This window comes from Flavobacterium urocaniciphilum, assembly GCF_900110615.1.
In the GTDB taxonomy this organism is placed as follows: Bacteria; Bacteroidota; Bacteroidia; order Flavobacteriales; family Flavobacteriaceae; genus Flavobacterium; species Flavobacterium urocaniciphilum.
In genome coordinates, this window is sequence record NZ_FOEI01000001.1 from 428,196 (window position 1) to 442,913 (window position 14,718).

Genomic DNA, 14,718 nt, shown 5'->3' on the forward strand with positions numbered 1-14,718 from the left:
TAGCTTACTTTTAATTATTTCCTATATTAAGCTAAAATTTTTCAAGTTTAAAACCCAATCTTATAATGAAATAAACTGTTGTTAATTGAAGTTTCTTTATTTTTTATTTTAGTTTTTTTTATTGTAAAAATCATATAAATAGTCAATTTGAGTTTTGGTTTTTGAAGATTTGTTTTTATTACTTATGATAGCTGAAAAATAATTAAGTTTGGAGTAATATGTATATTCTAAAAGTTCTTTCAATTCATCTATATATTCCTTTTTTAAATCACATTTTTGAATACTTACATGTACATTATAAAAGGCAGAAATTAAATTTTGTATATGTAAATTTATTGCATGATAAGAATCATTAAATTTAAATTCTAAATTACCTTCCTTTTTTTTCGATTCTAATAATTTATAAAATTCAACAAGGAATAAGTTTATTGCTTGTATACCTATGAAATTATATTTTTTTGCATTAGGACTATTTAATAATTCTGCCGAAGAAATTAAGGTACCATTATGAAATGAAATATTGAAATTATTAATTTCATTTATTATTAAATGTATTCTTTCTTTATAGTTACTAAATATAAAATCTGATTTTTCATCTGCTTTCTGTTGATAAAATTGTTTTTTTAAATCATCATTTGCTAATTTTTGAATATAGAAAGCTAAGAAAGTTAAAAGAGCACTTGCTATTGCTATTATTGGATTTAAGATACCTCCTAATGCGTCACCAACAACACCAAAATTTTCAGGTTTACTATCTAATAAAATCAATTGAAATAATATAATTGCAAATCCACTGATTGCTATACCAATTAAAATGAAACTTATTAATTGAGTTTTATTAATTAAACGGATGTGCTTCATAATTGAAATTTAATTGTAGATAACATATAAATATTATGCTTTTCTGTTTACAGATATATTTATAAGTCTTTATTGTCTTCCGTAAATATATAAAATTCTTACAAAAACTTACAAATTGCGAAAAATAACTTATCAACATCAATAGTTTAATTGAAAAACGTAACTTATTGCGAAGTTTTTTTAGATTTTGAAACAACACTTCGACAAGCTCAGTGTGACAGAAAACTAAGAAATATAATTCCAAATACTCTTTTTCTTGCTAATTTCTAAGAACGCTTCTTTTAGTTTGGCATGTTCGGGTTTGTCCATGCTTGGATCTTCTTTTAAAAGTTTTATTGCTAGGTGTCGAGCGTGTTGTAAGATGTCGCGGTCTTTTACCAAATCGGCAATTTGCAAGTTTAACACACCGCTTTGTTGTTTGCCCATAATGTCTCCTGGGCCACGTAATTTTAAATCTACTTCTGCAATTTCGAATCCGTCATTGGTGCGTACCATCGTTTCCATTCGGGTTTTACTGTCTTCCGAAAGTTTGTAATCGGTCATTAAGATGCAATAACTTTGTTCGGCACCACGACCCACGCGTCCACGCAACTGATGCAATTGCGACAAGCCAAAACGTTCGGCACTTTCAATAACCATTACAGAAGCATTGGGTACATTTACACCTACCTCAATAACGGTAGTGGCCACCATAATATTGGTTTTTCCTTCGGCAAAGCGTTTCATTTCTTCATCTTTGTCGGCAGGTTTCATTTTTCCATGTAAAATAGAAATGGAATATTGTGGTAAAGGAAAATCGCGCGAAATACTTTCGTAACCATCCATCAAATCTTTATAATCCATTTTTTCCGATTCTTGAATCAATGGATACACAATATACACTTGTCGGCCTTTAGCGATTTCATCTTTTAAGAATTTCCAAACCATTAAGCGTTTGCTGTCAAATCGATGAACCGTTTGAATCGGTTTTCTTCCAGGTGGTAATTCATCAATTACAGAAACATCTAAATCGCCGTATAAACTCATTGCGAGAGTTCTAGGTATTGGTGTGGCAGTCATAACTAATACGTGTGGGGGCACAGAAGCCCCATCATTGGAGGGGCTAGGGGAGGCTTTAGCCCACAATTTACTTCTTTGTTCTACACCAAAACGATGTTGCTCATCTATTACGGCTAAACCTAAATTTTTAAATTGGACTTTATCTTCAATTAAAGCATGCGTTCCAATAATAATATCCAACGTTCCGTTTTCTAATTCTTCGTGAATAATTCTTCGTTCCGCTGTTTTAGTAGAACCTGTTAGTAAACGTATGTTGATGTTTAATTCTTTTGCTAATTCGGAAATACCATTAAAATGCTGATTGGCTAAAATTTCTGTAGGAGCCATTAAACAACTTTGAAAGTCGTTGTCTTTTGCTATCAACATACACATTAATGCAACAATGGTTTTTCCAGAACCAACATCACCTTGCAGCAAACGATTCATTTGCGCATTACTACCTAAATCGTTTCGTATCTCTTTCAATACTCTTTTCTGAGCATTGGTAAGTTCGAAAGGTAAATGATTGTTGTAAAAATTAGTAAAATTTTCGCCAATAATTTCAAATGGGAATCCTTTAATTTTATGTTTTCGAATTAAGTTTTTAGTGATTAATTGTAATTGAATGAAAAACAATTCTTCAAACTTTAATCGGAATTGCGCTTTAGCTAAAAGTTCTTGATTTTTAGGAAAATGAACATTAATTAAAGCGTCTTTTTTCGAAATGAGTTTTAATTCTTCTATAATTGAAGTTGGCAACGTTTCCGAAAACAAAGCATGTGTTTCCGAAAATAATTGCATCATCATTTTATTGATGACTTTATTGTTAACGCCTTTGTTGTTTAGTTTTTCGGTACTTGGATACACCGGTTGCATAGCACTACGTAAGGCTGTTTTGTGTTCTTCCAATAATTCCATTTCTGGATGTGCCATATTGAAAACCGAACCAAATTGGGTGACTTTTCCGAAAACGACTAAAACGGTATTGAGTTTTAAACTTTCTTTAATCCATTTGATACCCTGAAACCAAACCAATTCCATCTGACCGGTATCGTCCATAAAGGTTGCGACTAACCTCGATTTGCCTTTGCCTTGTTCAACGGTTTTAATATGAACGATTTTCCCAATTATTTGAACTTCCGAATTGCTATTCACCAACTGATTGATTTTAAAATAGCGCGTTCTATCAATATAACGATTCGGATATAAATTTATCAAATCGCCATATTTATGAATGTTGAGTTCCTTGCGTAGCAAATCGCCACGTTGCGGACCAACGCCTTTTAAATATTCTATGGGAGTTTCGAGTAGGTTCAAGTTGTTAATGTGTCAATAAGTCAATCAGACAATGTGCCAATATATTTTCAAATTTCCATAATATAAATTCAAAAAGCAAATAAATTTAATCTGTAATATCTGTAAAATCCGCGTACCTATTTCGGAATCAAATCGCAAAAGTAAAAACCGTAATCACTAGGATTGTCAGTGCAACTATTTTCAGTTTTTGGTTTCGGATATGTTTTATGAACAATTTCTCCGATTTCAAATTCAACGGTTTTAGAAAAAATTGGTCCGTCGAAAATAAACGTATGAAATTCGCCATTTTCGCCACACGGATCCACATTATCTGGTAAATCGTTGATGAATTCTTCATCGATAATACGGCCTACAAAACTTTTGTCTAAAAATTGTTCGTTCACACACACTACAATCGTTTTGAAACCCAATTTTAAAAATTCTAAAATCATCGTTTTAGTATCTTTTTTCCAAAGAGGAAAATGCGCTTCAATGCCTAACGTATGTAATTTATCTTCGCGGTATTTTCTAAGGTCTTCCAGAAAAATATCACCAAATAAAGTATGTTTAATGTCTTTATCAATAAAGAATTGAAGTTGTTTTAACATGATGTTTTCATAATCTTCCATGCTTGGCATTTCAGGAAGTTCCATTTTTACGAGTGGAATACCAATATTTTCAGCTTGTTGCTCCACTAATTCTGTTCGAACGCCGTGCATTGAAACTCGATTGAAAGCACTATTGATACTTGTAAATAAATAGTGAATGTCAAATTCATTTGATTCTTGTGCATAATATAATGCTAAAGCAGAATCTTTTCCGCTACTCCAATTAAAATAGGCTTTCTTCATTTTAAATATTTGACGTAAAAGTACAAAATGCTAGTTCAAGTTTGTATTTTTGTTTTCATCAATTTTCATTTTATGCGATACATTTTCCTACTTTTTACCATCTTGACTTTTTCACAGCAAACCAAATCGGTTGATTTTTTGAAGTGTGATGCGAAAGTGATGCCTGATTTTGATTCGAAATCAATTTCTGGAACTATTACTTATGAATTTAAAGTTTTAAAAGATATTGATTCTATTCGTATTGATGCGAAGAATATGTTTATCAATAGTGATGTTAAAATAAATGGTAAGCGAGTAGATTATAAATACAATGAAAAAGAAATTGTGTTGTTTCAAGGGTATAAAAAAGGGAAAAATAAAGTTGAATTCACGTATGATTGTAGACCAAAACAAACGCTATATTTTGTGGGTACAAGTAGTGATTTCCAAATCTGGACGCAAGGGCAAGGTCGATACACCAGTCATTGGTTGCCTAGTTTTGATGATGTGAATGAGAAAGTGATTTTTAATATTTCGTTTGAAATTAATTATAGAAAAGCTTTCTATACTGGAATTTCGAATGGAATTTTTATTCCTGAAAAAATTAAAAGAAAATGGAGGAAGCCAATCTATGCTTTTATATATGAACCAACAAACAGTGTTTATAAATTTACGATGCAAAAACCAATGTCGTCGTACTTAGTCATGTTAGCGATTGGTAGATTTACTTGGAAAGATACAAAAAGCAAATCGGGCACACCATTGGTATTTTATTTAGATATTAATGATAATGATGAAGATAAATTTGAATCAACTTTCAAATCCTCAAAGCAAATTTTCGATTTTTTAGAACAAGAAATCGGAGTCAAATATCCTTGGAAAATTTACCGTCAAGTTCCGGTTCGCGATTTTTTATATGCCGGAATGGAGAATACAACTTCAACAATTTTTTCGCAAGATTTTGTAGTGGATTCGATTGGGTTTAATGATAGAAATTACATTAACGTGAATGCACACGAATTGGCACATCAATGGTTTGGTGATTTAATTACAGCGCAATCTGGAAAACATCATTGGTTACAAGAAGGTTTCGCCACGTATTATGCTTTGTTAGCTGAAAGGGAAATTTTTGGTGACGATTATTTTTATAACGAGTTATACGATTACGCATTACAATTGAAACAAGCTGCTAAAACCGATACCATTCCAGTAATGAATGAAAAAGCAAGTTCGTTATCGTTTTATAAAAAAGGAGCTTGGGCATTGCACACATTACGTGAAGATATTGGAGCAAAGAACTTTCAAAAAGCAGTAAAAACCTATTTAAAAAAATACCAATACAAAAATGTAATTACGGATGAGTTTTTAGCCGAAGTCAAAAAAGTTGCTGCAACTTTTGATACTGAAAACTTTAAGAAAACATGGTTAGAAACTGCCGGATTTGATATGGTTTTAGCCGAATCGTATTTAAGAAAGAACAAAGCCGTTTCAACCTATTTAGATTTGGTAAAAAAGAAAGCTGATGTGAATTCATATAAAGAAGTATTAGAATCGGATACTTATTTTACAGTGAAGCAATATCTATTTTATAGAATGGCAAATGTTCCTTTTGAAAAGAAAAAAGATTTGATTGAATTAGGAATGAAACAGAACTTATATGTTCGCCAAGCGATTGCGGAAACAGTGGAAGAAATTCCAGTCGAATTTAAAGCACAATATGAATCGTTTTTAGATGATGCGAGTTACAAAACCAAAGAAATAGCATTGATTAATTTATGTAAAAATTTTCCAGAGAATAGTCAGCTTTACTTAAACAAAACCAAAGACATCATTGGAAATAATGATAAAAGCTTACGCATAACCTGGTTGAGTTTAGCTATGAAATTGGAAAAAGAGGTTGAGGTTAAAAATGCTATGTATGATGAAATGCTAAAATATACATCTGCTGTTTATGAAAGTTCCATCAGACAAAATGCATTGGATGTTATGCTAAGAATGTTTCCTAACGATGATAAAGTGATTGCTTCATTATTTAAAGCTACGACACATCATAAATGGCAGTTTACTAAGTTTTCTAGAGAGGCTATACGTAGTAGATTAAAAAATAGCGAATTTAGAAGTAGAGTAGAAGCGTTAGCCCAAACAGCTGATGAAGAAATGAAATCTTTGTATGAAAAATACTTGAAAGAGTAATTTAACCTGACAGGCTAAATAACCTGTCAGGTATATATACTAGAATACGCGTTTCAATTCTTCTTTAATGAAACTAATAGCTACCGCACTAGCACTTTCTGATTGAGTAAGTTCTTGTAAAACTTTAGTGCGTAATTCATCACCCGATTTAATTTCACCACTAATTGAAGTATTTCTTAATTGAGAAATTATATTGTTTTTTGCTTTCATTACAATTTCCCAAGATTCTTGCGTTAAATAAATTTGTTGCGCAATATTGTGTTCGTATTCTGTTTGAATATTATGAATTAATAACGTTGCATAACTCGGAGCATCTAAACCACTTGGTTCTACACGCATCATTAAGTTAACCGGATTAATTCTTTCTAAGAACAATACAATACGCTCATAAGCTTGTAAACGAATAGGTAAACCTTGTTGTTGGTTTTCTCTTAATAATTCAAATTTACGCTTACTTTCTTCGTTTCTAAAAAATTTGTGTAGTAAGCCAAAAGCTACACCACCAGTAATAATTGCAGGTATCGTGTATGAAGCAATTTCTAATAATTTCTCTTCAATATTCATAATTAAGTTTTTTTACAAATCTAAAATATTTTTATTAAATAGGGAATTTATCTTTATTTTCTTATATTTGTTTGTAATCCAGGAATTTATTTATGAAAAAAGTATTTTTTTTCTATATAATTTTAGGTACGATTTTCTCTTTTGCACAAACGAACGAATACGTTTTAGTTTTTAAAGATAAATCTACTGGGCAACTCATCCAAAATGTTATGGTTAAATTAGCCAGAACAAATGAGAATTTTATTAGTAATCCGGAAGGTAGAGTAAAATTTAAATTAACGAGTGCCACAAAAATTGATATTTCTCATGATGAGTATAAATCAATTAGTCTTACTTCCAAAAAAATCCAACCCAAAGAAAATATAATCGAATTACAGCCTATTGCTCAAGAAATTGAAGATGTTGTAATTACTTCCAAAAAGCCGAATTTAATTCTTAAAAATTTGATTACGAAATCAATGAAGCAATTAACGGCTCCGATTAATCTGAAAATATATACTAGAGAGTTCTTTAAATACAATAGTGAATATACTTCATATTCTGATGGTTTGGTTAATTTTTGTTTAAAGGAAAAACCAGACAAATTTGCGGCCGATATTCTAGTTGAACAAAACAGAACCTATGCTTTAATCAATAACGAAGAAATAGAAAAGAAAACGCTGAGTTATAACATGTATGATATCATTGGTAATTATTATGATTTCAAATACATAAAATTTTTAACAGAGAATAAAGCACATAAGAAATTCGATTTTGAAATTAAAACCGTTCGTGGGAATGATGAATTGTATAGAATGGTAATTAAACCAAAAGCGGAAGTAGAAGAGTTTTTACCGGAAATAACGGTATTGTATAATTTTGTGAAAAGCATGATTTTAGAGATAAATTATGATGTTGATCCGCAACGAATTGAGTATTCCGATGTTTCTAATTTGAAAGTCGTTAAAGGTAAAATATTCAAATCGTCTTTTAATGTTTTGTTTATTGAAGATGGAGAAGATTATTTCTTGGTAAGTTCTAAAGAAGAAATTGGATTGGTTTCTAGAAACAAAAAAGATGAAGAAGTTAAAATTGAAGTCACCAATTACTTAATAACCACAAAGCAAAGCAGAAAATTTGTACCTTATCAGAAAGAAGATGTTTTTAAAGAAAAGTCTTTAATCAATAAAAAGAATGCCATTTTTACGGAATACTGGGAAACCAATTCGGGATATTTATTGACACAAGATGAGAAAAAAATTGTTGATAATTTGCAACTAAATGATGAGTAAAATTAGGTGAAATCACTTCATAATCTGTATTTTTGTTTTTTACAAATTTCCCAATAAAAATGCAACAATACATAGACCAATTAAATGAAGCGCAACGTGCACCAGTTATTCAAAAAGATGGTGCCATGATTGTAATTGCAGGTGCAGGTTCTGGAAAAACTCGTGTATTAACCGTTAGAATTGCTAATTTGATGTATCAAGGTGTTGATGCATTTAACATTTTAGCCTTAACATTTACCAACAAAGCAGCACGTGAAATGAAAAAACGTATTGCAGATATTGTTGGAAATAATGAAGCAAAAAACTTATGGATGGGAACGTTCCATTCTGTATTTGCAAAAATTCTTCGTATTGAATCGGAAAAATTAGGGTATCCTTCTAATTTTACAATTTATGATTCGCAAGATTCGGCAAGATTAATTGGGCAAATTATCAAAGAAATGCAATTAGACAAAGATGTCTATAAACCCAAACAAATATTAGGTCGAATTTCCCAATATAAAAACTCGTTAATTACGGTTCGTGCGTATTTCAATAATCCGGAATTACAAGAAGCGGATGCGATGAGTAAGAAACCTCGATTAGGAGATATTTACAACAATTATGTAGAGCGTTGTTTTAAAGCAGGTGCGATGGATTTTGATGATTTGTTATTAAAAACAAACGAATTATTAAACCGTTTTCCTGATGTATTAGCGAAATACCAAGATCGATTTAGATATATATTAGTAGATGAGTATCAAGATACGAATCATTCGCAATATCTAATTGTAAAAGCACTTTCCGATCGTTTTCAAAATATATGTGTAGTTGGAGATGATGCGCAAAGTATTTATGCGTTCCGTGGCGCGAACATCAATAACATTTTAAACTTCCAAAAAGATTACGAAGGCGTTAAAATGTACCGATTAGAACAAAATTATCGTTCTTCTAAAAATATTGTTGAAGCCGCTAATAACGTAATCGATAAAAATAAAACCAAGCTTGATAAAATTGTTTGGACTTCTAATGATGATGGACCGAAAATTAAAGTTCATAGAAGTATTACCGATGGTGAAGAAGGACGTTTTGTAGCGAGTACTATTTTCGAAACAAAAATGCAACATCAATTGATGAATTCGCATTTCGCAATTTTGTATCGTACTAATGCGCAATCTCGTGCTATGGAAGATGCTTTACGTAAAAGAGATATTCCGTATAGAATTTATGGTGGATTATCATTCTATCAACGTAAAGAAATAAAAGATGTATTAGCGTATTTACGATTGGTAATCAACCCAAAAGACGAAGAAGCTTTAGTTCGTGTAATCAATTATCCAGCAAGAGGAATTGGAGATACAACGGTTGAGAAATTAACCGTAGCAGCTAATCATTATAAACGTTCCATTTTTGAAGTAATGGAACATATTGATAAAATCGATTTAAAATTAAATTCGGGAACGAAAACGAAGTTGCAAGATTTTGTAACGATGATTAAAAGTTTTCAAGTAATTAATGAAAATCAAGATGCCTTTGTATTAACAGACCATGTAACTAAGAAAACAGGTTTGGTTCAAGAATTGAAAAAAGACGGAACGCCAGAAGGAATTGCTAGAATTGAAAATATTGAAGAATTACTAAACGGTATTAAAGACTTTACTGAAGGTCAAAAAGAAGTTGATGGCGCTCGTGGTTCATTAGCTGAATTTTTGGAAGATGTAGCGTTGGCAACCGATTTGGATAAAGATACAGGTGATGATGATAGAGTAGCGTTAATGACGATTCACTTAGCAAAAGGATTAGAATTCCCTCATGTATTTATCGTGGGGATGGAAGAAGATTTGTTCCCAAGTGCGATGAGTATGAATACGCGAAGTGAGTTGGAAGAAGAGCGAAGATTATTCTATGTAGCCTTAACTCGTGCCGAACATCAGGCGTATCTAACGTATGCGCAATCACGTTACCGTTGGGGAAAATTGGTAGATAGTGAACCTTCTCGTTTTATTGAAGAAATCAACGCTGAATATTTAGAATATATGAATCCTATGGATACAGGTTATCGATACAAACCAACAATGGATTTAGATATTTTTGGAGATGTTGATAAATCGAAATTACGTTTAGCCAAACCAACCGCAGGAACACCACCGGAATATATTACGAAGAACGAACCAATTTCTTCAGTAAACATTAGAAGATTAAAACCGGTAAATAGCACTGCAAGTTCACCAAAAGTGAATTTAATTGATAATAATTTAACGGTTGGAAATATTGTAATGCACGAACGTTTTGGTAAAGGAGAAATTGTAGGTTTAGAAGGAGTAGGAGCCGATAAAAAAGCTGAAATCCGTTTTGATGTTGGTGGACTGAAGAAGTTATTGTTACGCTTTGCAAAATTAAATGTAATTGGGTAGTTAATAAGAGCCAAGTAAAAAGTAAAGAGTAAAAAGAGCCGAGTATAGCATGAGTAAAAACAAATTGTTACGTAGAATTAATTTTCTAGAATATTTTCTAATAATTGGTGGATTGTTTGGAATAGTACTTCAAGTTGCTAATTTATTATCAATGAATTTAGATAAGTTTCAAAATTTGTCTAGTTACGTAACTTTATATTCACCGTTTATATTATTTATGTTTTCCATTTACAATGGGTTATTATTAACTTATAAAAAATATGAATTAGGTTTAAAATTGGCCTCGTATAGTTTTTATTTGCAATTAGTTGCTTTTACTGCTTTCGGATTTTGGTATGAGAATTATTTAGGATTCGGACTTGGATTTAGTCTTGAATTAACGAATGATACTTTTTTCGGATTAAACTTTAACTTTTCACAGTTTATTTTAGGTTTGGTAAAAGACAGTTCAATTTTTGAAGTCAGATTTAATGTATTTGCCTTATTTATGATTTATTATATTTCAAAGGTTAGTATTGATTTGAAAAAAGTAACAATTGAATAAATTATCTGAATCCCTTGAAGGGTTAAATAAATAAAATGGGATGAAGAAAATAATATTAGTTTTTAGTTTTCTGTTTTTAGCTTTTTGTACAAAGAAAGAAAATTTAAAAATTGAAAATAAAACTGCAGATAGTTTAAACGAAAATGTAAAGCCAATCGCAGTGCAACCAAAATTTGAGAATGTTTTTAAAAACCATTTATACATTGTTGGTCCTCATCTAGATTTAAATGGAAATTTAGAATTGGGTTGCGATTGCTGTTCGAGTCAATTTTATTTTTGCGATTCAATTCATTTTATTGAAGTAGCTTATTGTTTGGAAGCAAATGATTTATTGATTGGTGAGTATTCAGTTAATGAAAAAGGTCTGCAATTAAAATATAATAAAAATAGATTGTTGATGGAATTCGATTTTGAAAATGATACTGATTCGTTGGCAGTTCAAAAACCTATTTACTCTGAAATTACTAATAAAGAATTTAAAACAATTTGGACAAAACATAAAAATACTAGATTTTACGATACTTCAGATGAAGAGGTTTCTGAGCAAAGAGATTCTTTAAAAACGTCCTTTATTAAAACAATCAAAGAAGATGAGGTAGTTTCAAAATTTCTTAGAAAAAACAATATTAAAATCTAAAATTACTACTTGTTTAATTTAGCAATGAAAAAACACAAACCAAAGACTTCAGGTATCAATAAAACCAGACAAAAGAAAAGACAAGCATTTTTAAATAAATATTTTATGACTGCTGTTGGTTTATTTCTTTTATATTATATTTTTATTGAATCGCATTATATTGGAACTGATATTAGATATGAAGTGTTTGTGTTTTGGATTCCGGTATTGACGGGTATTTTTGTCTCAATTAAATTTAATTTTTTTCAAGTGGATTGGAATGATATCATTAGTGATCTTAAAAAGGAAAAGAATTATTTTTATAAGATTATTACAATTCCAACTTTAGTTTTAATGTATTTTATTTTTGGTGTAATTATGTTTTGGATGCCTTCGAATATAATTTGGGATATTGCAAATAAAATTGAAGCAAGTAATAATAAAATAGAAGTTTTTCAATTTACAGTAAAGGAATTTTGTAAAACATCTAAAGGTCCAGATATGATTCTTTTTTATTTTAAAAATAATCTTGAAAGTATTCATGTAGATTCTCAATCCATAAAACCATATTTAGACAAAAACCCAAAAAACTACAAAGTTGAAATTGATGTTAAAAAAGGACTTTGGAATCATTATATTTTAGAATCTTGGGATATTAGATAAACTTTTAAATTCTATATCTTTACAATAAATAAAACTAAACACTATGGCAGAATTCATTAAAATATACGAAGACAAACCAAGCGAAGCTGCAATTAAAAAAGTAGTTGAGGTTTTACGTGACGGCGGATTAGTTATTTATCCTACGGATACGGTTTATGGTATAGGTTGCGATATTACAAATTCTCGTGCTTTAGAACGATTAGCTAAATTGAAAGATATTAAATTAGAAAAAGCAAATTTCTCATTTGTTTGTAGTAGTTTGAGTAATTTATCAGATTATGTAAAACAAATTGATACTTCTACTTTTAAAATATTAAAACGCGCTTTGCCGGGACCTTATACATTTATTTTACCAGGGAATAACGACTTACCAAAAGAATTTCGTAAAAAGAAAACAGTCGGAATTCGTGTGCCCGATAATAGAATTGCTTTACAAATTGTAGAAATGTTAGGTAATCCAATCGTGTCTTCTTCGATACATGATGAAGATGAGGTAATTGAATATTCAACAGATCCAGAATTAATTTTTGAAAAATGGCAAAATAAAGTTGATTTAGTTATTGATGGTGGTTACGGAGAAAATGTAGCCTCAACAATAATTGACTTAACAGGCTATGAACCAGTTGTAGTGAGAGAAGGTAAAGGAGATATTGATATTATTTGATAAATTAATATGAAAAAGTATTTTTTAATTGTTGTATTGTTAATAGTTGGTAGTTCTTTTTCTCAAAATAAAAAATTTGAGGAATTGTTTAATAATGGAATGTCTCATTATAATAAAAAAGATCTAGATAAAGCAATTGTGGCCTTTGAAAAAGCTAAAAAACAGGATAGTTTAAATGATAAGACTTATAGATATTTAGGTTTCTGTTATGAAAAGAAATTTGAAATTGAAAAAACTATTGAGAATTATGAAAAGGCAATTGTATTAAATAAAGAGAATGGTGATTTATTACTTAATTTAGGTTTAAATTATAAGTTTTCTAGAAAGTTTGATAAAGCAATTGAATGTTATCTAAAATATATAGATTTTAATTCTGAAAGTGAACAAGGTTATGTTTGTGCTGCTATTACATATTCCAAATTAGATAATTATATTGAGTCTAATAAATATGCATTAATAGCACTAGAAAAAGCTAAAACTACGAATCCAAATTTGGTTTTAGATATAAAATTTACATTAGCTTATAATTATTATTTTTTGGAAGAAAAAAAATTAGCAAAAGATCTATTTGAAGAACTAATTAAAAATAATTACGATATCAGTAATGATGATATTTTAAATGATTTAGGGCTAAAAAAATAACCCAGTTAAAGTTCTTAACCATAACTGAGTTCTATTGTAATTTATTAAACTGAATACTAAAAACTGCGACTGAGAACTAAAACTACTTCGGACTCACGATTTCCACATCATTAAAAGCAATTGCACCACGAACTACTCCTTGAATGGTGTTTTTCAACGCATCAATAATATGAATTTTTAATTCGTTTTTAGAGAAAATCAAACTTACTTCTCTAGATGGTTTCGGATTAGCGAATTGTTTTAATTTCGTTTTGTTTTTCTCGTTTAAATCTAATGTATGTAAATAGGGTAGCAGTGTAGTTCCTAAACCTTCATCTGATAATTTAATTAATGTTTCAAAACTTCCGCTTTCTAATTGGAAATGGTTTTCTCCAATAAAATTATTGTTTTTACATAAGTTTAATATGCTGTTTCTAAAGCAATGACCGTCTTGTAACAACAAAATCTTTTCCACATCTAAATCGGCTACTTCAATTTCTTTTTTGTTGATATTCTGACTGCTTTCAGGAACATAAGCTACAAATGGTTCGTAGTATAATACAATTTCTTTTAGCTTTTCTTCATCAAGTGGAGTAGCAGCAATAGCACAATCTAAATGTCCGTTTTTTAATTTACTAATAATTTCATTAGTCGTTAACTCTTCAATAATGATATTTATTTTCGGATACTTTTTAATAAAAGTATTCAAAAACATGGGTAACAACGTAGGCATAATTGTAGGGATAATTCCCACTCGGAAATCACCTCCAATATATCCTTTTTGCTGATCTACAATATCTTTAATTCTATTAGCTTCATTTACGATATTTTTGGCTTGCGTTACAATTTGAGCACCAACATCAGTTAAACCAATAGGTTTTTTGGTTCTATCAAAAATTTGAATGTCTAATTCTTCTTCTAATTTTTGAATTTGCATACTTAATGTTGGTTGTGTTACGAAACATTTTTCAGCAGCAAGAGTAAAATTTTTGTGTTCTGCTACGGCTAATACGTAGTATAATTGGGTAATGGTCATTGTATCAATATTTGTGATAAAAGTAAATATTTCAATTGTAAAAAACTATAGTTTAAGAAAAGTTTATAAAAAAACTCTGAAGTTATTTCAGAGTCTTTTATTTATTTCCATTGGAATTTCGTAAATCC

At 30.0% G+C, this 14,718-nt stretch carries 13 protein-coding genes; 8 read left to right on the top strand and 5 right to left on the bottom strand.

Annotated features, from left to right (window positions below):
- Positions 1-108 precede the first annotated feature (108 nt).
- From BMY86_RS02015 to BMY86_RS02025, 3 genes are all read right to left on the bottom strand, one after another.
- On the bottom strand, positions 109-768 hold the full coding sequence (locus tag BMY86_RS02015) for a hypothetical protein (RefSeq protein ID WP_143065577.1): 660 nt from the start codon (positions 766-768) through the stop codon (positions 109-111).
- A gap of 318 nt (positions 769-1,086) precedes the next feature.
- Positions 1,087-3,216, bottom strand: coding sequence for an ATP-dependent DNA helicase RecG (gene recG / locus BMY86_RS02020; RefSeq protein WP_394332551.1), 2,130 nt, complete (start codon positions 3,214-3,216; stop codon positions 1,087-1,089).
- Between the two features lie 116 nt (positions 3,217-3,332).
- Positions 3,333-4,046, bottom strand: a complete 714-nt coding sequence (locus BMY86_RS02025; protein WP_091464512.1) for a Dph6-related ATP pyrophosphatase — start codon at positions 4,044-4,046, stop codon at positions 3,333-3,335.
- A 72-nt stretch (positions 4,047-4,118) separates the two neighbouring features.
- Between BMY86_RS02025 and BMY86_RS02030 the strand changes: the two genes are divergently transcribed.
- Positions 4,119-6,218 (top strand): M1 family metallopeptidase, encoded by a 2,100-nt coding sequence (locus tag BMY86_RS02030; protein WP_091464515.1) that lies wholly within the window; start codon positions 4,119-4,121, stop codon positions 6,216-6,218.
- A gap of 39 nt (positions 6,219-6,257) precedes the next feature.
- Here the strand turns inward: BMY86_RS02030 and BMY86_RS02035 are convergent, their stop codons facing one another.
- Positions 6,258-6,782 (bottom strand): DUF7935 family protein, encoded by a 525-nt coding sequence (locus BMY86_RS02035; protein ID WP_091464518.1) that lies wholly within the window; start codon positions 6,780-6,782, stop codon positions 6,258-6,260.
- Positions 6,783-6,874: 92 nt separating this feature from the next.
- Here BMY86_RS02035 and BMY86_RS02040 point away from each other — a divergent pair, with 92 nt between their 5' ends.
- Genes BMY86_RS02040 through BMY86_RS02070 form a run of 7 tightly spaced genes read left to right on the top strand, consistent with a single transcriptional unit; the run spans position 6,875 to position 13,575 of the window.
- Positions 6,875-8,053 (top strand): hypothetical protein, encoded by a 1,179-nt coding sequence (locus BMY86_RS02040; RefSeq protein WP_091464521.1) that lies wholly within the window; start codon positions 6,875-6,877, stop codon positions 8,051-8,053.
- Positions 8,054-8,112: 59 nt separating this feature from the next.
- Positions 8,113-10,446 (top strand): ATP-dependent helicase, encoded by a 2,334-nt coding sequence (locus tag BMY86_RS02045; RefSeq protein WP_091464523.1) that lies wholly within the window; start codon positions 8,113-8,115, stop codon positions 10,444-10,446.
- 49 nt (positions 10,447-10,495) lie between these two features.
- Positions 10,496-10,990, top strand: a complete 495-nt coding sequence (locus BMY86_RS02050; RefSeq protein WP_143065578.1) for a hypothetical protein — start codon at positions 10,496-10,498, stop codon at positions 10,988-10,990.
- A gap of 40 nt (positions 10,991-11,030) precedes the next feature.
- Complete coding sequence (locus tag BMY86_RS02055) at positions 11,031-11,627, top strand: hypothetical protein (RefSeq protein WP_091464530.1); 597 nt, start codon at positions 11,031-11,033, stop codon at positions 11,625-11,627.
- Positions 11,628-11,651: 24 nt separating this feature from the next.
- Positions 11,652-12,269 carry a hypothetical protein gene (locus BMY86_RS02060; RefSeq protein WP_091464533.1) on the top strand — a complete coding sequence of 206 codons (618 nt, stop codon included), beginning with the start codon at positions 11,652-11,654 and terminating at the stop codon, positions 12,267-12,269.
- A gap of 43 nt (positions 12,270-12,312) precedes the next feature.
- Positions 12,313-12,933 (top strand): L-threonylcarbamoyladenylate synthase, encoded by a 621-nt coding sequence (locus BMY86_RS02065; protein ID WP_091464536.1) that lies wholly within the window; start codon positions 12,313-12,315, stop codon positions 12,931-12,933.
- Between the two features lie 9 nt (positions 12,934-12,942).
- Positions 12,943-13,575 carry a tetratricopeptide repeat protein gene (locus BMY86_RS02070; RefSeq protein ID WP_091464539.1) on the top strand — a complete coding sequence of 211 codons (633 nt, stop codon included), beginning with the start codon at positions 12,943-12,945 and terminating at the stop codon, positions 13,573-13,575.
- 82 nt (positions 13,576-13,657) lie between these two features.
- On the opposite strand, the gene BMY86_RS02075 is transcribed toward BMY86_RS02070, so the two are convergent.
- Entirely contained in the window at positions 13,658-14,590 is a 933-nt protein-coding gene (locus BMY86_RS02075) for a LysR substrate-binding domain-containing protein (protein ID WP_091464541.1), read from the bottom strand.
- Between the last annotated feature and the right edge of the window lie 128 nt (positions 14,591-14,718).